Genomic DNA, 24386 nt, shown 5'->3' on the forward strand with positions numbered 1-24386 from the left:
AATTGTACTTTGGCTGCACTTTTTAATTAGTCTATTTACTATGATTATTAATGAAATACAAAGCTTTTCTATCAATTTATTGATTATTCTGGTAATAATATGGTATGTTAAAGGAAAATTAACCTAAATAATTAAAGGAGCTGGATAAATGAAAAGAACTTTTGTATCTCTTAGTATAGCATTGGGATTGTTATTTTCGACAAGTGCCGGCGCAAATGCAGCAAACGTACATTACAAAGACGTCAAGAAATCCGATAACTTTTATCCATCTGTTCAATATTTATTGGATCAAAAGGCCATTAGTGGAACTTTGCCTAATTTTAGACCTTATGAAAATATTACACGCGGGCAAGTTTCCAGTATATTGACAAAGGCATTGGACAATCGCTTAAAAGAGGTAGAATACTCAGATTTGTATTATGGAATCGACTATATAGACGTGCCGAAGACAGATCAATTTTACCCTTATATTGATAGACTGTTCTTTAATGGGATAATGCGTGGCTATACTGTCGGAAATTCTTCCGACTGGGCATTTGGTATAAATCAACCTTTAACACGCGGACAATTTGCCGGAATCATTATAAAAGCCTATGACATTCCATTAATTCAGCGTCACAGTTACAAAGAAAATGGAGCTGTTAAATCGGATATCTTTAACGGCAATTACTTTACGGATCCATGGGGACAACAAATTGCCACACTTGAAACACTCGGAATTATATCTGGCTATCAGGATGGCAACTTTAAACCTAGTACGCCCATTAAGCGTTCACAGTTTGCCAATATGCTAGTAAAGGCTGATAGAGATGAGCTAACCTTTTTTAATCAATCCACTCTTGTGAGGGAATTTATAAAGTTAGGTATTAATGCAGACGTTGCAGTTGAAAAGCTGAAATCCCTTTCAAATAATGAGGTGCTAAAATATATCGCTTCTTACAAAGATATTCGTTATATAGATACGGTTAATATGGCGGCAACAGTCCGAAAAGAAGGGGAAATTATATTTAAAGATATTCAAGTGAAACTTATTGTTTCAAAAGATGCGGATGATAAGTGGCTAATAAATGTAGTTACGAATTAAAGAACTTGCTATTACACTTTAAAATAAGCCTCAAGCCCTTTCAAGACTTGAAACTTATAATCACTGTCTTTAATATTTCTTCACTGGTCTCTCTCTTGGAGTTATATTAATAATATAGTAACCAATGATTAAAATTAATATAACTCCTGCGAAAATAAGTGTATCTAATGCAGAATCATGTTCGACAATAATGAGCCGGAGCATTGCCGTAATCCCGATGTACATAAAGTAACGAAGCGGGAAATGATAATCCTCTTTAAAGTATTTCACAATCATTGTTATAAACTCGAAATACAGAAAGAAAACTAAAATTTTTGCTAAAAAGTATTTATACTCTTGCTTCCCACTGTTAATTATAAACTTTAAAAACTCGACCATCTCGACGATGAGCATGACGCATAGAGCTAACGCCAGTACCGTTAAACCAATATTCAAAATGACTTGCAAAACTTTTGGGATTAATTCTTTGAATGGCTTAGGATTGGTTAAAAGCTTCATTGTACACACCTCCAGATGTTATATTTTCAGATTATTCCATCTGTTTATGTGTGTCAATTTTGTAAGCGATTACTATTCCAAAAAATTTTTTCTCTTTGTTTTATTGATTAAATCTCGTGCAGAAAAACTGCTAAAAAGGTTCTGTTTCTTCGAACTCCCCAATATAGCTGACAATTTTACCGAATAGGGGATTATAGGTAGCAATTTCAATTGTATACATTTGTTTTTGTTCATCAAAGCTTTCTACCGCGCTGCCACGCCCTTCTAAAATCGAAGGTAGCGGAATTTCAACAGTACGTGCGACAAGCTTTTGTGCCCCGGATTTTGTAATAAGACCACCATCTTTCGTTGTGAAAAATTCTAAATCCGCGGATACAATGGCGGGTTTACCTAAATAATCTCGTGCTGTTAGATTGTTTAAATTAACATGCATTGCAGTTGTAAAGGTTCTTGTTGCGGCAGGAAAGTAAAAAGTTCTTTCAAATATTACAGTGTCCTTGCCATCCCATGTGTTTTTAAGTGTAAAAGGAATGTTTTTGCCGTTTTCAGGAAACAGGAAATTCACATACTTTCCGAGTAGATAAACAGGCTTTATAAATGGAGAACCTGTTTGAATCTCATGCATGACGCCCTTTGCATAAAAGGGCATTGTATATCGATGCTGCAATTTTGGATGGAGTTGCCCGAACTGTTTACCTAGCAGAGATTGATAGATCATAGAAATCCTCCTAATAGTGCATCCATAAAAAACAGGATTATGTGCTATTTTGTGGAACTTATTATTGAAACACGAAATTACCTTCATTAAATACGGTAAATTATTTATACGTTAGAAATGAGGAGGCATTCTTTTGATAGTTAATTTATTAGAAAACATTTATCAAATATCAGCGATAATATTATTATTGTGCGCTATCTATTATTATAGACATTTTAAAAAGATGAAAAGGGAAAGAAAGCTGAATTCATCCGAGCTTTCAATATATATTATTACTAGAATTGCTATTATTCTTTTTGCAGCTAGTTATATGCTTCTATTTTTGGATAGAAACTACGGTTAAACACTATAAAGGGAAGTTAGATTTCTAAGTCTCCTAATTTCCTTTTTAAAAATTGAGTAAACGGATACTCATTCTGATCGGCTTTCCTTGTACAAATAAACAGGCTTTGACTGATTTCTACTTGATCTACAAATACACGCGCAAGACTGCCTTGTACCAATTTCTCCTTTACGCTGACGGCTGGTGCAATGGCCATTCCATAACCAGCTTCAACGACTTTTATTGATTCAAGTACACCTTCCATTTGTAATCCGAATTTTGGTAGCGGACAGTTATGTGTATAAAAAATCGCCTCAAGTAAATCCAGCGTTGAACTGCCCCGTTCTCTATAAATAAAATCATGCCTACTCAATTCAAAAATTGATACTTCTTTATTTGCTAGAGGATGAGTTGGATTTACCACAAACCAAAATGGGATATCCAGTATTTTCTCAAAGGATAAATCTTCATGACCTATATTACTCTGTACAACAAAGCCAAAATCGACTTCATAATTCAGGACGAGCCGCTCTACTGACTGCACATTACCTAACGATACATATACATCGATTTGTGGGTTTTCCAATTTATAACCTGCAATTATTGACGGTAAAATATAATTCGTTGATATATAGGAAGAAGCTATTTTTACGTTCTCCTTCTTCGCCAAAAACGTTTTAAATTTCTCATCAATTTGTTCCTCTAAATAGAATAAGCGCAGTCCTTGTTCATAAAGAAATTCCCCTTCGGAGGTTAGTTGTATCCCTCTTCCCTTTCCAGTTATGAGCTTGACCCCGATTTCCCCTTCAAGTTTGCGAATCTGTGCGGTAACAGCTGGCTGGCTAATATGCAGGATATTTGCCGCTTCAGTAATACTGCCTAGCTTTGCGACATTTGTAAAAATTCTTAGTGTATGTAAATTCATATTCTCACCCATTCATAACTAAAATTTATGAATAAACAAAATATATATATTTGTTTTATGAGTAGTATAGCAGTATTTTGTCATTAGGGGTGATTTGTTTGGAAAACTTACTACTGGAGTGGCTATCATTTGATGGTCTCATATTATTTGGAATTGGTTTACTTGCAGCACTTGTGGGTGTAATGTTTGGAGCAGCAGGATTTGTATTACTTCCTTCCTTATTACTGGTCGGCATCCCCATCCATGCAACCGTTGCAATAAACAAATTTGCAACAGGCATATCTTCATTTTCGACAGTAATTGTTCTGACAATGAAAAAGAGAGTGGATCTGAAAAAAATGATTCCGTTCATGCTCATCGCTGCAGTTGGCGGTATAAGCGGAGCCTTTTTAGCAACAAGACTGTCGGAACAAACGATGAATATTGTAGCTTGTATTGTATTAATCGTAATGTTCATTTTCGTTATAAAAAGTAATAAAAAATCAGTTGTTAACGAACAACCTGAGATTGAAGAGAAAACTACTTTAATAGCTCCATTTCTCATAGGAATATATGACGGCGGGCTTGGAACGGGGTCCGCGCTTTTAAATATAACGTACTTTCTGAAAAAACAATTCAGCTATGTAATGGCTGCAGAAATGACCCGCTTTGTCATGTTTGCAAGCTGTACGACCGCATTTTTGTTTTATCTTTTTTATGGGATTGTTAATTGGGGGGTTGCCGTTCCAGTAGCTGTTGGATCAATCGTCGGCTCCCAAATTGGTCTTAAAATTATCCCTTATTTAAAGGGTAAATGGATTGAGATTTTGCTTCCTATTATCTTCTTCTTATTAATTGTCCAAGTTATCGCTGATTTACTATTTTAATTTATAGAAAGAAACCAGATGATTTAACTCCATCTGGTTTCCTTTGAACTTACTTCTCTTTTACGGCCGGTGCGCCAAACTTTCCTTGCTGAAAATCTCGGAATGCCTCTTTGATTTCTTCCATTGTATTCATTACAAATGGTCCACCAAGAGCAATTTCTTCACGGATTGGAACGCCTGAATAAATTAACACTTTCGAACGCGAGACTGCTTTGATTTTCAACTCACTTTGATTAGTTTCTGAACCTTCTTCGTAAAAGGACAAAGTAGCTGCCCCTGTTTTAGTAATCGTTGTCTCATTATCCCCGAACGCCATTTCTCCTGCTAGCATATATAAAAATGAATTATGGTTTTCAGGTAAAACATGTGTATACTCCGCTCCTTCGCGGAGGCTAATTTCCGTCATCGTTATCGGGACTAAACTATTCATTGGTCCTTTTACTCCTGCAATCTCCCCTGAATATACTCGAATGGAGCCCCCTTCAAAATTTACAACAGGCGCATCTTCTACATATATATTTTGATAAGTTGTCTCTGTATGTTTCAGGCTTTTCGGAAGGTTCAACCATAGCTGTAATGTATGAATAAGATCATCATCAAATGCTTCTTCCGCATGTCTAGCAGCCCAACCTGCATTCATATATTGAACATCGCCAGCATCTAATACGCTATATCCGCCTGCGTTGTCTATATGTTCAAGTCTTCCATCGATCACATACGTTACCGTTTGGAAGCCTCGATGTGGGTGATCCGAAAATGTTCCGCGTTTGAACCAGTCTTCCGCCATTAAAATAAATGGGTCAAATTCTTTATTCCTGTCTGGAGAAAGGATGAAGCCTTGCTGAATATGAGGGTAACCATTTTTGTTATATTTCGGATACCAATAATCTTTTACTTCTCTTTGAAACGTTGAATCACTCTTCATTTTAAAGCCCCCTTTGATATACTCTACCGCCTATTAACAATTGTTTACACAACACTTATTGCATAATTAAAGTATAGATATATTCTAATTACCTCTCAAGCAACTAAACTTTTATGCCTCTGGATTTTTTATAATTGTTACTTCTACCTTATATAACTAAATGCAAAAAGGCACCCATCTTTCGAGAAGGGCGCCCAATAAAAGATGTCCACCTTTACATGGACACCTTTCTGATTTTATTTAGAAGATAGTTCGCTTTCTGTTACCCATTTATGATTTTTTACTTGTTCTCCTGTTGTGGAAGTAAAATCAATCATATAAACCGTTGTTTCTACAGCTGAATCTATTATGGCAGTTGCTCCCTGCATTCCTTCCATATGATCCGCATCAAGTAATACTTCTTCTCCCGATTCTAAAGGCGCTTCACCTGCGTCCTCTATTTCTTCATGAATAACCCATTTATGATCTTTAACGGTTTCTCCTCCCGTAGTCGGTGTATAGGAAACCGTGTATACCGTTGTATCAAAAGCTCCTGCAATTGTGGCTTCCGCATTTTTCATACCAGGCATGTGATTGGTTTGAATCACTGCGTTGCTTCCAACAGGAAATGTTGGATTTTGGGCTTCTTTTAAATTTTCTGGTACTTCGCCTGTCCCCGAATGGTTCATTGAAGAATGATCCATGTCTTTCTCGCTATCATTTTCTGCACCTTCACTTTGTTCATTTAACATTCCGTTTGTTTCTTCCTGTGTTGTTTTATTTTGAGTAGTATCTTCATCCCCTTCCCCGCCACATGCAGCAAGTGCTAATGCAGCAGATAGAGAAATAATGCCCATCTTAAATTTAATATTCATTGTCTATCCCTCCTAGCTATTAACGTATTTACCCTTAGTGTGTAAAGCTAAACTGGGAAATTGGGAATCCCTATGTTGGGATTGCAATTCAAATGGACGCTAAATGCTCAAATTTTATACACTATTTAAATCGTATTAAGTACATGGCACGATCTGGTCCTTCTCCATTTAAGACAAGTGTACCGGCTTCCGTAAATCTCGGTAAAACAAGACGTTCTTTAATACTTGGCAATTTAGATACTCGCTTTAATGCACCATCATTATTTTCAAAGAGCCATACTGTATCGCTGTCGCCTCTTTGTACCGAAACAGCAAAATGCTCACCATCTGTTGCAAAGTCATGTAGCTTGAAAGAAGTTTTAATTGCATGGAATTGACCGCTTTCCATATCAATTGAACCGATAAAAGGCTCATCGTCCCCTTCATTCCACATATAACCATAAACTTGATTTTCTCTTAATTGCAAATATTGAACAGATCGATAGGGTACTGTATAGTTTCCATAATCGTTTATTTCTTTATAATCTTGTACGGTAATTTCTGTCGACATACCGCTTTCTCCTTCTACTGTTTCAGAAGTGACCATAAGACTCCCATTAATTTCAGGAAGACTACTCCCCCCTTCTCCATGAAGTTTTCTTAACTCTTTGATTTCTCCCGTTTTCAAATCCATCATTTTATAGGCAGCACTTGAAGAATTCCCATCAATTCTCGTGACCCCCATAAAAAATAATGTATTGTCCTTCACTTCAATCCCATAAAAGTAATCCGTCTCATATATTTGGACTTCATTCGTTTGACGATTCATTACATGAAGTTTCTCTTCGTTTTCAACAGGCTGTGCCCAAACAAGCCAGTTTTCTGATACTCCATAGTCATAACCCCAGTGAGTTGTTTCTACCAAAAATCTTTCTTGCTTACTAGCAACATCAAATGAATAAAATCCGCGCTCTGTCCGATAAATAAATTCATTTGTCTCATCAAGGTAAGTCGAGTTAGTTAACGCCGTATAGGCTACTTCAGGAAATACAACTTTCTCAATCGTAAAATCTTGTTTATTAAATAACGCCTGATACAAAGAAGGACCGATCAAAAATATAGCAACGACAAGCGTGAAAACAGCAATAAGCGCCGGCATCCAATTACGTTTAGTTGTTGGTTTGGGTGAAGACATATTGTTTCGCATATGTTCCATAATGCGCTTTTTATTCTCTGATGTATCTCGAAGTGGTGTTAAACGATAATTAGTCATGTAAAAGCACCTCCCATTCTTCTTTTGCAAGATTTTGCTTCAGCAAATCCCGTCCACTCTTTAGCCTCGATTTCACTGTACTTTCAGGACGTTCTACAAGCTCCGAAATTTCCTTGGTCGATAAACTTTCTAAATAGTAATAAACAATTACCTCCCTTTGTTTTAGAGGCAATGCTAATATCGCTTTGTCTATTGTATTTAATTCTTCCTGGTGCACTAGGTGATCTCTATGTAAAACATTTTCTTTTGAAAATAATTTCTCAGTTAACTTGATTTTGCGGTACGCCCAACTCTTTAAATAATCTTTGGACGCATTCGCTGTTATTCGAGATAAATACGCCTTTAGTTCGCCTTGTTCCACATAGTTCGAACAATATAATTTCATGAACACATCCTGCACAATATCTTCTGCCATATGTGAATCTTTTACGTAATAATAGGCAATGCGAAACAGGTAGTCGGTATAAGTATGCATCACTTCTTCAATGAACCCGGAAGATTTCAAACGTTCTCCCTCCCTTCTCTATATAAACGAAGCTGACTGCTAAAAAGACGAAAAAAGCTTAGCATATTTTGCCAAGCTTAAATTCTCACTTCTTAAAATCATCCATTGTCGTATCTCGATCAGTAAACTGTACCATAAGCGGGGTATAAAAATATGTTAAGGAGACAACAATTAGCGCTGAAAATAACAATACATAGGGAAAGTGAAGTGACAGGAAATTTTGTAGCCAGATCGGTGCTAATGGTATTAATGCATATCTCATTGTACTTTGTGAGGCATTACCCTCTAAATAGATAATTTTTTGGCAAGAATCGCATTTTTCACGATAGGGCATATAGGTTTTACGGAAAATTTGTTTTCGTGTAAATGGGGTCTCACAATGGGGACAATGTGACTGTTCTCGTTCCCGGGCATCATATAAAACCCATAATGTCACCAAAACTACGGATAATATGACAAAAATTAACTGGCTATACCAAAGGCTCGCAAAATAAATCGTTCCTGCCCATAAAAGAAGAAGTGTGAAGATCACCGCAATTTTAGGTTGAATCGGCTTCGATAAAAAAGCATTCCATTCTTGCACTCTTTCATTTGTTTGCCAACGTTTCGTATTGGCTATACAAGCTTTTCCGATAAAATAAATCACAATCAGCTCAATCGAACTTACCACTGACCAAAGCACGACTGCTAATGATATATTGTGAAACGGTGATTCACTGCCACTAGAAGCTGTCGTCGGCTGAAGTGTCCAGCTGTCTGGCGCAAAACTAATACTCACAAAAAAGACACTTAAAATAAGAAAAGCGGGTAAAATTACCGGTATGTATGATGGCTCTTTCTTTGACGGTCTTTTCGCATTGGCAATCATTTGCTGCTTTTGCGCTTTCGTTAAACGTATTGGTTCTAATCGTTGTTTTAAATTATGCATCACGCAACACCTCCCATTCGATTGCTGGCAATTGATCTTTCAGTTTTTGACGTGCTCTTTGCAGTCTCGTAGCTACTGTCGATTCCGGAATATTGATGTAAGATGCCACTTCAGCAATGGACAAATCATCATAGTAGTAGTGTAATAACACTTCCCGGTACTTTAAAGGCAGCTTCAAAATTGCTTCTACAATTACATCGCGCTCCTCACCCTCCACTACTACCTGCTCACCACTAGGCTCCTGCTTCATAAAGTAATGAACAATTTGGGCTTTTTTCGCTTTCCATTTTCGCAAATAATCATAGCAACGGTTAATCGTCATTTTCGTTAAGTATGTTTTCTCCGAGCTTTTCTGTTCGAACTGTTGCGTTTCATACAGTTTAATAAAAACATCCTGCACTACTTCTTCCGCTGCTTGTCGATCTTTCGTATAAATGTAGGCAATGCGATATAAATAATCCCCGTATTGCTCTACGTAATATTCAATATCCATTCGCCCGCCTCCTTTCTATATTTATTAGACGGAAAAAATGAGCAGGACATCTCATTTTTATTTAAATATACTAAAAAAACCCCTCGTTAAATAGAGGGGTGGAGACAGAAGGTATCTTTACTTATTCATATTAGGACCATTATCAAATCAACATTAATATTTCTTGGTTTTTTCTATGCACATTTTCAATTCGATTTTTTAGTCAAAGATATATAAAAAAACCTCTATGGATATTTCACCAATAGAGGTTGTTTTTATCATTCTACTCAACTGTAACCGATTTTGCTAGATTACGTGGTTTATCCACATCACAACGGCGGTGAAGAGCTGCATAGTAACTAATTAACTGTAGCGGTACAACCGATACAAGTGGTGTTAATAGTTCATGTACAGGAGCAAGGACTAAGCAATCTCCTTCTTCTTCCATACCTTCCATTGCAATAATGCATGCATTGGCACCGCGCGCAACAACCTCTTTCACATTACCGCGAATATTAAGTGCTACGTCTTTTTGTGTTGCTAAAGCAAATACAGGTGTCCCTTCTTCAATTAAAGCAATTGTACCGTGCTTTAACTCACCGCCTGCGAAACCTTCAGCTTGAATATAAGAAATTTCTTTTAGCTTTAATGCGCCTTCTAACGATACACAGAAGTCCATGTTACGACCAATGAAGAATGCATTGCGTGCGATTTTCAAGTAATCCTCCGCAATTTGTTCCATTACATCTTTAGAATCGATAATCGTTTGAATGCCGTTTGCAACAATTGCTAATTCTTGTTTTAGATCAAAATCAAGTGCCACACCTGTCTCCTTCGCAACTGCATAAGCTGCTACCGCTAACACAGCTACCTGTGCAACATAGGCTTTAGTTGAAGCAACTGCAATTTCCGGTCCAGCATGTAACAGTAATGTATAGTCCGCTTCTCGAGAAAGCGTAGAACCTTGAACATTCGTTACAGTTAATGACTTATAGCCAAGTTCTTTAATTTTCACTAATACTTGACGGCTATCTGCTGTTTCACCTGATTGCGAAATAAAGATAAATAAAGGCTTTTTCGAAAGTAATGGCATGTTGTAGCCAAATTCACTTGAAATATGCACCTCTACTGGAATACCCGCAATTTTTTCAAAGTACTGTTTACCGATCAAGCCAGCATGGTAACTCGTACCTGCTGCAATAATATATAAACGGTCCGCTTCAGCCAATGCGTTTAATATATCGGCATCAACCGTTACATCCTCGCCCTGTTCATAAGCTTGAATAATTTTACGGATAACAGTAGGCTGTTCATCTATTTCCTTTAACATGTAGTGAGGGTAAGTACCCTTTTCAATATCAGAAGCATCCAGCTCTGCTGTATATGGTGCACGCTCAACCGAACGACCATTTAAAGTAGATATCTCTACCTTGTCTTTACGAACAGTAACAACTTCTTTATCATGTAATTCGATAAATTGATCTGTAACTTGCAGCATCGCCATTGCATCTGAAGCGATAACATTAAAGTCTTCTCCCACACCTACTAATAAAGGAGATTTGTTTTTCGCAACATAGATTGTTTCAACATCTTCATTATCTAAAAGCGCTAATGCATATGAACCATGCACTAAAGATAAAGTTTTACGGAATGCTTCTAAAGTTGATAATCCTTCTTTGGCAAATAAATCAACTAGCTGTACAATAACTTCTGTATCTGTATCTGAAGACATTTTTATGCCTTTTAAATAAGCTTTTTGTAATAAGTGATAGTTTTCAATAACACCATTGTGTACAAGTGTGTATCTTCCTGATGCACTCGTATGAGGGTGAGCGTTTAAGCGATTTGGTACACCGTGAGTTGCCCAACGTGTATGACCAATTCCTACTGCAGCTTCAACATCGCCATCTACTGCTTTACGCAAATCTGCAATACGACCCTTTTCTTTAAAGATCGTAATTCCCTCTTCATTATGCACAGCAATCCCCGCTGAGTCATAGCCACGGTATTCTAGTTTCTCTAAACCTTTTAACAAAATTTCCTTTGCGTCTAATACGCCATTATATCCTACAATTCCACACATAATCCATTTCCTCCGATGCAACAGCTATATCTAAGCGACTTTTGGCAATAAGAAAGCAGACTACGCAATCTACCTTTTTTTCGCCGAATGCGCTTTAGGAATGTTAATTTAGAAGATGTTCTTTGCTCTCTTTTAGCAAGATCCACTCATCTATAAAATTCCTACTCTTTAAAAGGTGATGTAGCTTGTTAGTATTTTTTATTTGTATGCCATTTCGTTCTTCTGTGCAGAAAATCGCTTTTCTGTTTTAAAAACGAAAGTTACAACCGGGCATGTGCGGTCGGGAGGCATCCGCCGAAATTTCGATAAACCTCCACCTCGTCAGCTAAGGATTAACGTCCGCTCGATTTCCTTAGCTCTGGCGCTTTTACTTTTTTTCCGATTTTATTTTATGCGCAATTTTCCTCTCCTTTAGCGCAACTCAAGAAATAGTTTTTTCCAAGAGCATTTCCATCATACACATAATCAAATTCATACGTCAATCCTCTGCATCTAATGTAAGCGCTTCATAGAAAAAAATCCCGTTTTGTCATTGGAATAAAGCATCAGTGAAGAATTGTGCTGCCCACTGATTTATTCATTCACTCCAATGACTTCCAAACGGGATATGCACTATTATTTTATCTTATGCCAAGAGCACTATTACAGTGCCTTATCTTTTAATAACTTCACGATTTCACGGTTAAATGCAGGTAAATCATCTGGAGTACGGCTTGTCACAAGCTGTTCCTGACAAACAAATACTTCCTCATCATGGAATTTTGCACCTGCATACTCTAAATCCACTTTAATCGATTTATAACCTGTCGTATCTCTTCCCTCTAAGGACTTCGCCGTAATTAATAACTGTGGTCCATGGCAAATCGCAAATACAGGTTTCTTTTCATCCATAAAGTATTTTGCAAATGCTACGACACGATCATCATCTCGAAGTAAATCAGGTGAGAAGCCTCCTGGGATAAACAGCGCATCAAAGTCTGCAGGGTTTACATCTGCCACACCTTTATCGATTTGAACTGTAGCCTCACCATTTTTACCTGTAACGGATTTATTACCTTCTTTATCAATCGTCACAAGTGTATGCCCTGCAGCCTCTAGTGCTTCTTTCGGACTTGTGAATTCCACATCTTCAAACTTATCTGTAATTAATGTTGCAATTTTAGCCAATGTAAAACACTCCTTCGTCTTATTAGGGTACACTATATCATTTCCCTTAACTTTATGAATTAAAACATTTGCTAAACTATATTCATGTTTACTAGTTATCATTAAGTAACGGCATACGGGTATATTGAAATGACAAAAAAACACCGAAAGCAATGTTTCCATTACTCCCGATGCCTTATTCTATATTATTCAGCTAAACCCATTTCTGCGCTTACTACATCTGCAATGCGGGTAACATATTCTTCACAAGCCTCCGCAGAAGCTGCTTCTACCATCACACGTACTAAAGGCTCAGTACCTGAAGGGCGAACTAATACACGACCATTGCCGGCCATTTCTGCTTCCACTTCCGCTATTACTGCTGCAACCTTTTCATTTTGTGTTACTGCATGTTTATCTGTGACACGAACATTAATTAGTTTTTGCGGGTAGATTGTCATTTCGCCTGCAAGCTCAGATAGTTTTTTACCTGTTGCTTTCATTATGCTCACTAATTGAATACCCGTTAAAAGTCCATCACCTGTTGTATTGTAATCTAAAAATACGATGTGACCTGACTGTTCGCCGCCCAGATTATACTCATTAGCGCGCATTTCCTCTACTACATAGCGGTCACCTACAGCTGTTTGGATACTTGTCATCTCATGCTCTTCTAATGCTTTGTAGAAGCCCATGTTACTCATTACAGTAGAAACGACCGTACCTTTGTTTAAGCGACCTTTTGCTTGTAAATGCTTTCCGATGATAAACATAATTTGGTCACCATCGACAATTGTTCCATTCTCATCAACTGCTATTAAACGGTCACCATCTCCATCAAAGGCCAAGCCAACATCTGCATTACGCTCTAGGAGAAATTCAGCTAATTTTTCCGGATGAGTCGAACCGACACCTTCATTAATATTCAGGCCATCTGGAGAAGCACCCATAGTGGAAATATCAGCCTCTAAGTCTGCAAACAGATGTGTTGCTAAAGATGAAGTTGCCCCATGCGCACAATCTAAAGCAACGTGTAAACCTTCAAAATCTTCATCCACAGTTTGTTTTAAGTATGAAATATATTTTTGTCCACCCTCGAAGTAGTCTGTCACTGAACCAACAGCAGCTCCTACAGGACGTGGTAATGTATCTTCTTCTGCATCGATTAGGCTTTCGATTTCTGCTTCTTGTGCGTCAGTTAATTTAAAGCCATCTGGACCAAAAAATTTAATGCCGTTATCTGCCACAGGATTGTGCGAAGCTGAAATCATAACACCTGCTTCTGCATTCATGACACGTGTAAGGTAAGCAACACCTGGTGTACTAATCACTCCTAAACGCATAACTTCTGCACCAATCGAAAGAAGACCTGCTATAAGTGCTCCTTCCAACATTTCTCCAGAAATACGTGTATCTCGTCCAATTAATACTTTCGGGCGATCTTTAGCATCCTTCGTTAGCACATAGCCGCCAATACGACCTAGTTTAAACGCCAACTCAGGTGTTAGCTCACTATTTGCGACACCGCGGACGCCATCTGTTCCGAAATATTTACCCATTACTTTTTCTCTCCTTCAACGCTTAAATTACATACGTTTTAAATTTACCACCTAATGTGGACTGATTGTTTTTATTGGTAGTTAAGTTTTACTCCGCGTTGTCAACACTTTCCTCTGCATTGGCTTCGCTTTCCTCTTCACGAACAGGCTCGCCTGATACATCTGCATATACCGTAAGTTTATTCTGCGATAACTTTGTTGCACCTGTTGGAAGTGGAATTTTAAAATCATAGGAGCCAGACTCGGTAATTTTTTCACGAGATACTTCTACATTGACTTCTTCCAAAGCATCCACTGCCGCTTTCGGCCCATAAACAGTGATCCGGGATGGCTCTGACGACAACTTTTCAATCTTAAGCCCATCTACTGATTCCCCAATTTCAACCAATGTAATCGGGACTTCCCGACTATATTCATTAATTTCTACTTTGACATTGACCTTATCTGGATTAGCACGCACATCCAGTTTATTCAAATCACGGTCAAGAACCTTTACAGTAGCTTCTTGCTCAAATGATTCTTTTAAACCTTTTTCACCTGTAATTGTTGCCTTTACAAAGCTTATGTTATCAATCACACTTTTTGCACCGGTAATGGCAACTTTCGTCGGTTCTACACTCATCCTATTTACGATGAAGTCTTCGGCGACAAGGCTTTTATTCATCTCAGGCTCTATACGAAACTGCTCGGTAATTTTTTCTTCAATTGTCACATTAACGATTTTCGGTTCAATTGATACATTTAGTTTTTCAGAAAAGTTTTCCTGCTGTATTGTAACGCTATGTTCACCGATTAACAATGAGTTTAAATCGACAAATAATTTGTAATCCTTTTCAAGCTTTGTTGTTAAAACAATTGCCTTCGGTCCAGAAATTTTTACATCGACGGTTTCGGGAAGCCCTGTAACAAACAGACTATCTGAATCATAATACACTTCCAGCGGCACATTTGTAATAACATCTGTTTCATTTGATGAACCAGAATCTGCTGCTCGATTATCTTCAGTTTGAATATATAAAAATAGAGCAGCAGCTAAAAATAATGCTGTTAAACGAAGCATCCACGGGCTATCGAATAATTTATCCATTCTTTTTCCCTCCCCAAGTCCACTTAGAGGCTAAGTTAGAATCTTGCTCAGGACCAAACCACATTTTACGTAATAGTTCTTCAAATTCTGTCATAGTAAGGTTACGATGCAAGTTACCATTTGCTGTAATACTAATTGCACCTGTTTCCTCTGATACAACAATTGTAATCGCATCTGTCACTTCACTTAATCCGAGTGCAGCACGGTGCCTTGTTCCAAGCTCCTTAGAAATGAATGCACTTTCAGATAACGGTAAATAACAGGCAGAAGCTGAAATTTGGTTTTTCTGGATAATCACAGCCCCATCGTGCATAGGTGTGTTTGGGATGAAAATGTTTATTAGCAACTCCGAAGAAAGCGCGGCATCCATTTTAATGCCTGTTTCTACATATTCATTTAGACCAGTATCTTTTTCAATTGAGATAAGTGCTCCAATACGACGTTTTGCCATATAGCTCACAGATTTTTTTACCGCTTCGATTAAACGCGTTTGTTCGTCATCCTGTTGATTATTAGTACGTTGGAAAAGCTTCCCACGCCCTATTTGCTCAAGTGCCCGGCGAATTTCCGGTTGGAATATAATAATGATCGCTAAGAAACCCCAATCAATTACTTCCTGTAATAGCCAATCTAGTGTATCTAGACCAAAAACATAGGTAGCAAACTTTGCCAAAACAACAATCAGCAACCCTTTTAATAATTGAACGGCTTTCGTTCCTTTAATGAGGGTTAATGCCTTATAAACTACGTACCATACAAGCAGTACGTCCAACACTTTAAAAATCATCTCTACAGCAGCAATGTCTGTAAATTGTTCAATTATTTGCATGTGGCATCCCCCACCTTTTATAGCTAATCCATATTGCCTTTAGTATAGCATAATTCCGGCAATGATTAACTTTCATAACAGAAAAAAGTCTACCCAAACGAGTAGACTTTGCTTTTTATAATAGAACGTCATTTTTTTGAAGAAAGTTTCACTATTCGTCAGGAAAAAATTATTTTTATGTGGTTTTCAGTAAAACTGATATTTATTTATTGCTAAAGACCGCCATCAAATCATTAAAGCCATCTTTAATTTTATACCATAACCACTCGAACATTTCATCGATTTCCTCGACTTGTCCTGTAACTACTGCAGTGGAAGCCATATAGTTTCCATTTATTACTGTAACATTCCCATCTACTTCCCCTTCAATAATGATATCGCCGTTTTTCACAACGATGTCACCTTTAACAACTTCACCAGCGGGAACTGTTACCGTTTGCCCTTCAACAACTATATTTGGCTGTTTTGTCACAGAAAATTGATTGTCGTTCGGGAAACTACCTAGCACTGTAGCGCTCATAAACAAGCAAAATAATGCAGCAGCAACGAGCATCGGATGCTGACGGAACCAACGTTTTATGCCGACAGAACTTTTGCGTTTCGGTAAACGACTTATTACTTGTTCCTCAAAGCTTGGAGGGGCAGTAATATGCGCTGCACTCTTGATAAACGCAACCGTGTCACTTAATTCATGCATATGTTGTTGGCAATCCGGGCATGTCTGCAAATGTTGTTTCAATGATTGTTCATGCTCACGACTAATATCACCATCTAAATATTCGTGCATATAATCCACGAATTGTGATGCACACGTTTTCATGCGTATCTTCCTCCTACAAATTGTTTAACTGCTTTCTCAACGCTTCACGACCACGGTGAATACGGGTTTTTACTGTACCAAGCGGCATATCTAAAATTTCACTAATTTCCTGGAGCGATAACTCCTCAATATATTTTAATACAATCACCGAACGATATTTGTCAGGAAGGCGACTGATTTCAAATTGAATTCTGTCCTGAAGCTCCATTTGTTCAATAGCTGCTTCAGGCGATTGCTCATCCGCAGCAATCTGTGAATACATATCCAATCCTTCTGTCCCAGCAACTTCGGCATCTAAATAGTAATCTGGCTTCTTTTTACGAATACGGTCGATACATAAATTCGTACCTATACGATAAAGCCATGTTGAAAATTTTCGATTTTGATCATACGAGTGTAGATTAATATAGGCACGTATAAATGCCTCCTGTGCAATATCTTCTGCTTCTTGTTTATTTCCAAGCATTCGAAAACACACTTGGTACAGCTTGTGCTGGTAGAGGTTAACAATGTCGGCATATGCGTTTTGATCACCTTTAAGCACTTGCTTTATTCTTTTATTTACTAACGCATCCATTTGTCTTTCCTCTCCACCTTATCAGCTGTTCTATATATACGGATTGTTTCTTAAAAGGTTTCATTTTCAAAAAAAATTATTTTGTATTTCCTCAAAAATATGTGTTCTCATTATAACAAATTTCATTATGCTATACCCATTTTTTCACAATATTCATACTAAAGTTTCACCAAACAAAGAACCAATTAACGCAACTGCTACATCAGCCGTTTTATTGCGTTCATCCAGTATAGGATTCACTTCCACAAACTCTGCAGACGTCAACAATCCTGATTCCTGAATCATCTCCATTGCTAGATGACTTTCCCGATAGGTAATTCCCCCGGCTACAGGCGTTCCAACTCCGGGTGTGTATAAAGGATCCAGTGCATCAAGGTCAAGAGATAAATGCATACCATCTATTTGATTTTGTTTAAAATAATTCACCGTTTCTTCCATTACATGTGTCATTCCAAGTCGGTCAATTTCATGCATCGTATAAATCTTAATGCCACGCGTTTTTATTAATTCACGTTCTCCCTCATCAATTGAGCGCCCGCCAATTATGATTATATTTTCTGCTTTAATTTTTGGTTCTCCATGTAATATAGATGTCAATCGCTTATGCCCAAGCCCTATACTTGTAGCAAGAGGCATACCATGAATATTCCCTGAAGGTGTTGTCTCCGGCGTATTCAAATCGGCATGGGCATCAAACCATATTACCCCCATATTTTTATACTTCATGGAAAGTCCCGCTAACGTACCTATTGCTATACTATGGTCACCACCTAATACTAGAGGTGTATGATCCTTTTTTACAACTTCATATACTTTCTCGGCAAGTGCTGTATTCACTTTAATTACTTCATCTAAATTTAGAAGCTTTTCGTCTTTCTGATCAATTGCATTTCGTTCAATAACTTGAATATTGCCTTCATCCTCAACTTCAAACCCTAGGTTTACTAAACGTTGTTGCAAGCCTGCATATCGAATAGCACTTGGCCCCATATCCACCCCACGACGTTGTTGACCATAATCACACGGAACCCCTACAATTGAAATTTTTCTATTCATTTTCCCATCCCCTTACGAAATCTTTAATATTTGGTCGGCTATTCTATGCTCAGCTAAACTCTCTATTGAAATTTCGATTTCCAAAACGGTTTTCCCTTTAATATGCAAAAAATCCTTTACTCATAAATATAAGTAAAGGATTGTAATTTTTAAATTTAAGTGCACTTCTAAATTTATAAAATAAAAGTGAGCCATGAAGGACTCGAACCTTCGACCCTCTGATTAAAAGTCAGATGCTCTACCAACTGAGCTAATGGCTCAGAAAAAAATAAAAAAAATGGCTGGGGTACCTGGATTCGAACCAGGGCATGACGGAATCAAAATCCGTTGCCTTACCGCTTGGCTATACCCCAAACATTTTATAAGATGGTGGAGGGGGACGGATTCGAACCGCCGAACCCTAAGGAGCGGATTTACAGTCCGCCGCGTTTAGCCACTTCGCTACCCCTCCGACAAATGATGCAACACTGTTAAAAATGAATGGTGGAGGATGACGGGCTCGAACCGCCGACCCCCTGCTTGTAAGGCAGGTGCTCTCCCAGCTGAGCTAATCCTCCATACATAACAAGTGTTACTAATTTATTTTTTTATGAAGCCTTAAATGGTGACCCGTACGGGATTCGAACCCGTGTTACCGCCGTGAAAGGGCGGTGTCTTAACCACTTGACCAACGGGCCGTTATGTAAATGATACGTTCTCTTTAAGACAAGATTTATAATATCATCATTTTCACTATCATGCAAGCCTTTTTAAAAACTTTTTTAAAAAATTGTTTTTATTTTTTCCCACAATACAAAAAGGCAAAAAAAAATGGCTCCGAAGGCAGGACTCGAACCTGCGACCTGCCGGTTAACAGCCGGATGCTCTACCAACTGAGCTACTTCGGAACGCTACTATATATGTACCTCATGTACAATGTTTCCTTTGTACATTTATTATTATAGCAACGTTTTTAATTTATACAAGCACTTTATTGAAATAATATGTCTTTTATTTTTTTCTTGCAGAAAGAGGAAAACTCCTCTTCCCTGGACTTATTTATTTTATGAATTTAACAATTTCCTCTACTAAACCACTCGTTAATGGTAATTTGGGATTTGAATAACTCGCTACATTTTGTTCACGATTTCCTTCTATGTCTTTTAAGACATGATTCATATGATCAAAATAATGAAGCTGTGCTTTGCTATTTGCCAATTTTAGATTTTCCGCATCTTCTTCTGTAATCTGGATATCCATTTTTCCTTGTAGTATTAGTATAGGTACTATCACATCGTTTATTTCCTGCTGTGGGTTATATTTTAACCAAGAAATCATATACGGTTGAACAGATGGTCTAAATAAGGACTGAAGTTCAGACGAAACTTTCCCGACTTTATTACCGGCTTTCAGCTGCTCCAATGCTTTTTCAGATTCCAACAACAAATTAGGTGGTAGACTCGCTGCTAGTTGTTCCATCAAAATCTCATCGACCGGTCTACCTGCCCCAGCAATGGAGATAAGTGAGTCTACATTGCCTTTTTGTGCAGCGATTGCCATAATTAATGCACCTTCACTATGACCAAGTAAATGAACCTCCGTAAAACGGCTGTCTTTTTTAGCATAATTAACGATTGACGTTACATCCTGTACATACATTTCAAATGTTAAGTCCTCTTCTTTTGCAATTAGTGCTGTATTTTCACCAATACCCCGCTTATCAAACCGTATTGATGCAATTCCCTGTTCGGCTAGATTTTCCGCAATCATCTTAAGGCTGTTATTAGATCCACCGCCAATAGTATTTCCATCTTTATTCGTTGGTCCCGAACCAGCATGGATAATAACAAGCTCCCCTGTTGGTTGTTCTGGCACTTGTAGGGCTACCTTTAATTCCCCTCCTAAAACAGGAACCGTATGCTCTTCATATGTTATAGAAGCCTCTGTATATGGATTTAAAGTAATCGGAAACGTTTGTCCATTTTGTGTAAACGTCCCCTCTATTTGTTCCTTTTCATAAGTCCCTTCTATTTTTATTAAAGACCCTGCCAAATCAATTTTAATCTCTATTTCACTATCATCATATTGAACAGATTCAAATGAAAATTCACTTAATCCTTGGGCTGGAACCGATATATTCCCCCCTGTTTTTTGCAAATCCAAAATAATTTCCAATGGTGACTGCGGGATTTCAATCATACCTTGCCATTTCCCTAATAATGCTTCGTTCATCTGGATGACCTCCTGAGAGCTTTCAGTTTGCTCTGTTGTAGCTAAGTCGGTACTGCTTGTTTTATCATTTCCACAGGCTGTCAGTAATACGCTAGCTACTGCCATATACAATATTTTACGCATCAGCTTCCTCCTTAATTAAACTTATTCCTTTGTATACGTAATTTAGCTGTAAAAGTTTCAAATGATAAAAGTGCCTTGAGGAATGATAACTATCTAATCCAACTAAGAATGAAAACTGAAATTCCTTCTGACGTTCATCTAGCTACTTCTTCTCCTATTTGTATTAATTTATAACCGGTAAGATCTAATTTCTATTTTTATATAAACAAAAAAGCATGACATAGAAAGTTTTATCCTTTCAAGTCATGCTTGTTATTTTTAATTTGCTAATTTTAAATAATAAAAAAGCCACTACTGACTGAATCAGCAACGACTTTTTGAGCCTAGCGACGTCCTACTCTCACAGGGGGAAGCCCCCAACTACCATCGGCGCTAAAGAGCTTAACTTCCGTGTTCGGTATGGGAACGGGTGTGACCTCTTTGCCATCATCACTAGACTATTTTGGCTTCCAATACAGCTTATGCCTTGGAACCCTTTGAAAGAATCATTCTTTCAAAACTGGATAAACGTTTCATTGAATTTGTGCAATAAAATGTGGTTAAGTCCTCGACCGATTAGTATTCGTCAGCTACATGCGTCACCGCACTTCCACCTCGAACCTATCTACCTGATCGTCTTTCAGGGGTCTTACTTACTTGCGTAATGGGAAATCTCATCTTGAGGGGGGCTTCATGCTTAGATGCTTTCAGCACTTATCCCGTCCACACATAGCTACCCAGCGATGCCTTTGGCAAGACAACTGGTACACCAGCGGTGTGTCCATCCCGGTCCTCTCGTACTAAGGACAGCTCCTCTCAAATTTCCTACGCCCACGACGGATAGGGACCGAACTGTCTCACGACGTTCTGAACCCAGCTCGCGTACCGCTTTAATGGGCGAACAGCCCAACCCTTGGGACCGACTACAGCCCCAGGATGCGATGAGCCGACATCGAGGTGCCAAACCTCCCCGTCGATGTGGACTCTTGGGGGAGATAAGCCTGTTATCCCCGGGGTAGCTTTTATCCGTTGAGCGATGGCCCTTCCATGCGGAACCACCGGATCACTAAGCCCGTCTTTCGACCCTGCTCGACTTGTAGGTCTCGCAGTCAAGCTCCCTTATGCCTTTACACTCTTCGAATGATTTCCAACCATTCTGAGGGAACCTTTGGGCGCCTCCGTTACTCTTTAGGAGGCGACCGCCCCAGTCAAACTGTCCGCCTGACACTGTCTCCTACCCCGCTAAGGGGCATGGGTTAGAAGTTCAATACAACCAGGGTAGTATCCCACCGACGCCTCCTCCGAAGCTGGCGCTCCGGGATCTCTGGCTCCTACCTATCCTGTACAAGTTGTACCAAAATTCAATATCAGGCTACAGTAAAGCTCCACGGGGTCTTTCCGTCCTGTCGCGGGTAACCTGCATCTTCACAGGTACTATAATTTCACCGAGTCTCTCGTTGAGACAGTGCCCAGATCGTTACGCCTTTCGTGCGGGTCGGAACTTACCCGACAAGGAATTTCGCTACCTTAGGACCGTTATAGTTACGGCCGCCGTTTACTGGGGCTTCAATTCACAGCTTCGCTTGCGCTAACCGCTCCTCTTAACCTTCCAGCACCGGGCAGGCGTCAGCCCCTATACGTCACCTTACGGTTTTGCAGAGACCTGTGTTTTTGCTAAACAGTCGCCTGGGCCTATTCACTGCGGCTTCTCTAGGCTATGCACCCAAAGAAGCACCCCTTCTCCCGAAGTTACGGGGTCATTTTGCCGAGTTCCTTAACGAGAGTTCTCTCGCACACCTTAGGATTCTCTCCTCGACTACCTGTGTCGGTTTGCGGTACGGGCACCTCTCACCTCGATAGAGGCTTTTCTTGGCAGTGTGAAATCAGGAACTTCGCTCATAAGAGCTCGTCATCACAGCTCAACGTTAAAGTATGCGGATTTGCCTACATACACGCCTTACTGCTTGAACACGCGCAACCAACGGCGTGCTTACCCTATCCTACTGCGTCCCCCCATTTCTCAAACGGTGAGGAGGTGGTACAGGAATATCAACCTGTTGTCCATCGCCTACGCCTATCGGCCTCGGCTTAGGTCCCGACTAACCCTGAGCGGACGAGCCTTCCTCAGGAAACCTTAGTCATACGGTGCATGGGATTCTCACCCATGTTTCGCTACTCATACCGGCATTCTCACTTCTAATCGCTCCACCAGTCCTTCCGGTCTGACTTCAACGCTATTAGAACGCTCTCCTACCACGCATACTCAAAGTATGCATCCACAGCTTCGGTGAATCGTTTAGCCCCGATACATTTTCGGCGCAGCGTCACTCGACCAGTGAGCTATTACGCACTCTTTAAATGATGGCTGCTTCTAAGCCAACATCCTGGTTGTCTAAGCAACGCCACATCCTTTTCCACTTAACGATTACTTGGGGACCTTAGCTGGTGGTCTGGGCTGTTTCCCTCTTGACTACGGATCTTATCACTCGCAGTCTGACTCCCGTGTATAAATATCCGGCATTCGGAGTTTGTCTGAATTCGGTAAAGCGAGATGCCCCCCTAGTCCAAACAGTGCTCTACCTCCGGTATTCTCAATCACGAGGCTAGCCCTAAAGCTATTTCGGAGAGAACCAGCTATCTCCAGGTTCGATTGGAATTTCTCCGCTACCCACACCTCATCCCCGCACTTTTCAACGTGCGTGGGTTCGGGCCTCCAGTGAGTGTTACCTCACCTTCACCCTGGACATGGGTAGATCACCTGGTTTCGGGTCTACGACCACGTACTAATTCGCCCTATTCAGACTCGCTTTCGCTGCGGCTCCGTCTTCTCAACTTAACCTCGCACGTAATCGTAACTCGCCGGTTCATTCTACAAAAGGCACGCTATCACCCATTAACGGGCTCTAACTACTTGTAGGCACACGGTTTCAGGATCTATTTCACTCCCCTTCCGGGGTGCTTTTCACCTTTCCCTCACGGTACTGGTTCACTATCGGTCACTAGGTAGTATTTAGCCTTGGGAGATGGTCCTCCCGGATTCCGACGGAATTTCACGTGTTCCGCCGTACTCAGGATACACTCTGGAGGGAATGAACTTTTGACTACAGGGCTTTTACCTTGTTTCGCGGACCTTTCCAAGTCGCTTCGTCTAATTCATTCTTTTGTAACTCCGTATAGAGTGTCCTACAACCCCAAAGAGCAAGCTCTTTGGTTTGGGCTCTTCCCGTTTCGCTCGCCGCTACTCAGGGAATCGAATTTTCTTTCTGTTCCTGCAGGTACTTAGATGTTTCAGTTCCCTGCGTCTGTCCTCATCACGCTATGTATTCACGTGTAGATACTATCCGATTAAAGATAGTGGGTTCCCCCATTCGGAAATCCCCGGATCAAAGCTTACTTACAGCTCCCCGAGGCATATCGGTGTTAGTGCCGTCCTTCATCGACTCCTAGTGCCAAGGCATCCACCGTGCGCCCTTATTAACTTAACCAAAAGTTAACACTTAGATAAAATCTAAGATTTAAGTTTACACGTCAATTGCTTGACTTGTTACATTTCTATAAAATAGAAAT

General features: G+C 39.3%; 21 protein-coding genes, 6 tRNA genes and 2 rRNA genes. 3 read left to right on the forward strand and 26 right to left on the reverse strand.

Features of this window, described 5'->3' with window-relative positions:
• Positions 1–148: 148 nt before the first annotated feature.
• Positions 149–1084, forward strand: a complete 936-nt coding sequence (locus MKY13_RS19070) for an S-layer homology domain-containing protein (protein ID WP_191701448.1) — start codon at positions 149–151, stop codon at positions 1082–1084.
• 69 nt (positions 1085–1153) lie between these two features.
• Here MKY13_RS19070 and psiE read toward each other — a convergent pair whose 3' ends face one another.
• Positions 1154–1582 carry a phosphate-starvation-inducible protein PsiE gene (gene psiE, locus MKY13_RS19075; protein ID WP_191701449.1) on the reverse strand — a complete coding sequence of 143 codons (429 nt, stop codon included), beginning with the start codon at positions 1580–1582 and terminating at the stop codon, positions 1154–1156.
• Positions 1583–1712: 130 nt separating this feature from the next.
• A complete protein-coding gene (locus MKY13_RS19080; protein WP_191701450.1) occupies positions 1713–2300 on the reverse strand; it encodes a DUF4166 domain-containing protein in 588 nt (195 codons plus the stop codon).
• A 127-nt stretch (positions 2301–2427) separates the two neighbouring features.
• Between MKY13_RS19080 and MKY13_RS19085 the strand changes: the two genes are divergently transcribed.
• Complete coding sequence (locus MKY13_RS19085) at positions 2428–2643, forward strand: hypothetical protein (RefSeq protein WP_318245226.1); 216 nt, start codon at positions 2428–2430, stop codon at positions 2641–2643.
• Between the two features lie 16 nt (positions 2644–2659).
• Here MKY13_RS19085 and MKY13_RS19090 read toward each other — a convergent pair whose 3' ends face one another.
• Positions 2660–3547 carry a LysR family transcriptional regulator gene (locus tag MKY13_RS19090; protein ID WP_191701451.1) on the reverse strand — a complete coding sequence of 296 codons (888 nt, stop codon included), beginning with the start codon at positions 3545–3547 and terminating at the stop codon, positions 2660–2662.
• Positions 3548–3636: 89 nt separating this feature from the next.
• Here MKY13_RS19090 and MKY13_RS19095 point away from each other — a divergent pair, with 89 nt between their 5' ends.
• A complete protein-coding gene (locus MKY13_RS19095) occupies positions 3637–4413 on the forward strand; it encodes a sulfite exporter TauE/SafE family protein (RefSeq protein WP_318245225.1) in 777 nt (258 codons plus the stop codon).
• Between the two features lie 49 nt (positions 4414–4462).
• On the opposite strand, the gene MKY13_RS19100 is transcribed toward MKY13_RS19095, so the two are convergent.
• From MKY13_RS19100 to MKY13_RS19210, 23 genes are all read right to left on the reverse strand, one after another.
• Positions 4463–5338, reverse strand: a complete 876-nt coding sequence (locus MKY13_RS19100) for a pirin-like C-terminal cupin domain-containing protein (protein WP_339214493.1) — start codon at positions 5336–5338, stop codon at positions 4463–4465.
• A 236-nt stretch (positions 5339–5574) separates the two neighbouring features.
• Positions 5575–6192 (reverse strand): YdhK family protein, encoded by a 618-nt coding sequence (locus tag MKY13_RS19105; protein ID WP_339214494.1) that lies wholly within the window; start codon positions 6190–6192, stop codon positions 5575–5577.
• Positions 6193–6313: 121 nt separating this feature from the next.
• Complete coding sequence (locus MKY13_RS19110) at positions 6314–7444, reverse strand: hypothetical protein (protein WP_339214496.1); 1131 nt, start codon at positions 7442–7444, stop codon at positions 6314–6316.
• The gene (locus MKY13_RS19115) at positions 7437–7949 is read right to left on the reverse strand and encodes a sigma-70 family RNA polymerase sigma factor (RefSeq protein WP_339214497.1); all 513 of its coding nucleotides are present in this window, start codon (positions 7947–7949) and stop codon (positions 7437–7439) included. Before MKY13_RS19115 ends, MKY13_RS19110 begins: the two co-directional genes overlap by 8 nt.
• 85 nt (positions 7950–8034) lie before the next feature.
• A complete protein-coding gene (locus tag MKY13_RS19120) occupies positions 8035–8877 on the reverse strand; it encodes a TIGR04104 family putative zinc finger protein (RefSeq protein WP_339214499.1) in 843 nt (280 codons plus the stop codon).
• Positions 8870–9370 (reverse strand): sigma-70 family RNA polymerase sigma factor, encoded by a 501-nt coding sequence (locus MKY13_RS19125; RefSeq protein WP_339214501.1) that lies wholly within the window; start codon positions 9368–9370, stop codon positions 8870–8872. Before MKY13_RS19125 ends, MKY13_RS19120 begins: the two co-directional genes overlap by 8 nt.
• Before the next feature lie 262 nt (positions 9371–9632).
• The gene (gene glmS / locus MKY13_RS19130) at positions 9633–11432 is read right to left on the reverse strand and encodes a glutamine--fructose-6-phosphate transaminase (isomerizing) (protein ID WP_339214503.1); all 1800 of its coding nucleotides are present in this window, start codon (positions 11430–11432) and stop codon (positions 9633–9635) included.
• A gap of 642 nt (positions 11433–12074) precedes the next feature.
• Entirely contained in the window at positions 12075–12599 is a 525-nt protein-coding gene (locus MKY13_RS19135) for a type 1 glutamine amidotransferase domain-containing protein (protein ID WP_191701466.1), read from the reverse strand.
• 185 nt (positions 12600–12784) lie between these two features.
• Positions 12785–14137: a phosphoglucosamine mutase gene (glmM, locus tag MKY13_RS19140; RefSeq protein ID WP_191701467.1), complete on the reverse strand. Its 1353-nt coding sequence runs from the start codon at positions 14135–14137 to the stop codon at positions 12785–12787.
• An 88-nt stretch (positions 14138–14225) separates the two neighbouring features.
• Positions 14226–15224 carry a CdaR family protein gene (locus MKY13_RS19145; protein WP_191701468.1) on the reverse strand — a complete coding sequence of 333 codons (999 nt, stop codon included), beginning with the start codon at positions 15222–15224 and terminating at the stop codon, positions 14226–14228.
• A complete protein-coding gene (gene cdaA / locus MKY13_RS19150) occupies positions 15217–16053 on the reverse strand; it encodes a diadenylate cyclase CdaA (protein WP_191701469.1) in 837 nt (278 codons plus the stop codon). The genes MKY13_RS19145 and cdaA overlap by 8 nt, the downstream gene beginning before the upstream one ends.
• A 202-nt stretch (positions 16054–16255) precedes the next feature.
• Complete coding sequence (locus MKY13_RS19155) at positions 16256–16873, reverse strand: zf-HC2 domain-containing protein (RefSeq protein WP_191701470.1); 618 nt, start codon at positions 16871–16873, stop codon at positions 16256–16258.
• A gap of 13 nt (positions 16874–16886) precedes the next feature.
• Positions 16887–17450 (reverse strand): RNA polymerase sigma factor SigW, encoded by a 564-nt coding sequence (gene sigW, locus MKY13_RS19160; RefSeq protein ID WP_191701471.1) that lies wholly within the window; start codon positions 17448–17450, stop codon positions 16887–16889.
• Between the two features lie 153 nt (positions 17451–17603).
• Positions 17604–18506 (reverse strand): arginase, encoded by a 903-nt coding sequence (gene rocF / locus MKY13_RS19165; RefSeq protein WP_191701472.1) that lies wholly within the window; start codon positions 18504–18506, stop codon positions 17604–17606.
• A 187-nt stretch (positions 18507–18693) separates the two neighbouring features.
• Positions 18694–18766: transfer RNA gene (locus MKY13_RS19170), tRNA-Lys, on the reverse strand.
• A gap of 18 nt (positions 18767–18784) precedes the next feature.
• A tRNA-Gln gene (locus MKY13_RS19175) sits at positions 18785–18859 on the reverse strand.
• 14 nt (positions 18860–18873) lie between these two features.
• A tRNA-Tyr gene (locus MKY13_RS19180) sits at positions 18874–18957 on the reverse strand.
• Positions 18958–18987: 30 nt separating this feature from the next.
• Positions 18988–19063 (reverse strand) — tRNA-Val (locus MKY13_RS19185).
• A gap of 45 nt (positions 19064–19108) precedes the next feature.
• A tRNA-Glu gene (locus tag MKY13_RS19190) sits at positions 19109–19183 on the reverse strand.
• Between the two features lie 134 nt (positions 19184–19317).
• Positions 19318–19393 (reverse strand) — tRNA-Asn (locus MKY13_RS19195).
• A 151-nt stretch (positions 19394–19544) separates the two neighbouring features.
• The gene (locus tag MKY13_RS19200; RefSeq protein WP_191701902.1) at positions 19545–20840 is read right to left on the reverse strand and encodes an alpha/beta fold hydrolase; all 1296 of its coding nucleotides are present in this window, start codon (positions 20838–20840) and stop codon (positions 19545–19547) included.
• 321 nt (positions 20841–21161) lie between these two features.
• A 5S ribosomal RNA gene (rrf, locus tag MKY13_RS19205) occupies positions 21162–21277 on the reverse strand.
• Positions 21278–21375: 98 nt separating this feature from the next.
• A 23S ribosomal RNA gene (locus tag MKY13_RS19210) occupies positions 21376–24304 on the reverse strand.
• Between the last annotated feature and the right edge of the window lie 82 nt (positions 24305–24386).

This window comes from Solibacillus sp. FSL W8-0372 (assembly GCF_037969735.1).
Taxonomy (GTDB): domain Bacteria; phylum Bacillota; class Bacilli; order Bacillales_A; family Planococcaceae; genus Solibacillus; species Solibacillus faecavium.

Bases quoted from the DNA above. Each gene is read 5' to 3' on its own strand.
- MKY13_RS19110 (WP_339214496.1), bottom strand. From the start codon at position 7,444: ATGACTAATTATCGTTTAACACCACTTCGAGATACATCAGAGAATAAA.
- MKY13_RS19120 (WP_339214499.1), bottom strand. From the start codon at position 8,877: ATGCATAATTTAAAACAACGATTAGAACCAATACGTTTAACGAAAGCG.
- glmS (WP_339214503.1), bottom strand. From the start codon at position 11,432: ATGTGTGGAATTGTAGGATATAATGGCGTATTAGACGCAAAGGAAATT.
- MKY13_RS19090 (WP_191701451.1), bottom strand. From the start codon at position 3,547: ATGAATTTACATACACTAAGAATTTTTACAAATGTCGCAAAGCTAGGC.
- MKY13_RS19080 (WP_191701450.1), bottom strand. From the start codon at position 2,300: ATGATCTATCAATCTCTGCTAGGTAAACAGTTCGGGCAACTCCATCCA.
- psiE (WP_191701449.1), bottom strand. From the start codon at position 1,582: ATGAAGCTTTTAACCAATCCTAAGCCATTCAAAGAATTAATCCCAAAA.
- MKY13_RS19200 (WP_191701902.1), bottom strand. From the start codon at position 20,840: ATGCGTAAAATATTGTATATGGCAGTAGCTAGCGTATTACTGACAGCC.
- MKY13_RS19145 (WP_191701468.1), bottom strand. From the start codon at position 15,224: ATGGATAAATTATTCGATAGCCCGTGGATGCTTCGTTTAACAGCATTA.
- sigW (WP_191701471.1), bottom strand. From the start codon at position 17,450: ATGGATGCGTTAGTAAATAAAAGAATAAAGCAAGTGCTTAAAGGTGAT.
- rocF (WP_191701472.1), bottom strand. From the start codon at position 18,506: ATGAATAGAAAAATTTCAATTGTAGGGGTTCCGTGTGATTATGGTCAA.
- MKY13_RS19105 (WP_339214494.1), bottom strand. From the start codon at position 6,192: ATGAATATTAAATTTAAGATGGGCATTATTTCTCTATCTGCTGCATTA.
- MKY13_RS19100 (WP_339214493.1), bottom strand. From the start codon at position 5,338: ATGAAGAGTGATTCAACGTTTCAAAGAGAAGTAAAAGATTATTGGTAT.
- cdaA (WP_191701469.1), bottom strand. From the start codon at position 16,053: ATGCAAATAATTGAACAATTTACAGACATTGCTGCTGTAGAGATGATT.
- glmM (WP_191701467.1), bottom strand. From the start codon at position 14,137: ATGGGTAAATATTTCGGAACAGATGGCGTCCGCGGTGTCGCAAATAGT.
- MKY13_RS19155 (WP_191701470.1), bottom strand. From the start codon at position 16,873: ATGAAAACGTGTGCATCACAATTCGTGGATTATATGCACGAATATTTA.
- MKY13_RS19125 (WP_339214501.1), bottom strand. From the start codon at position 9,370: ATGGATATTGAATATTACGTAGAGCAATACGGGGATTATTTATATCGC.
- MKY13_RS19070 (WP_191701448.1), top strand. From the start codon at position 149: ATGAAAAGAACTTTTGTATCTCTTAGTATAGCATTGGGATTGTTATTT.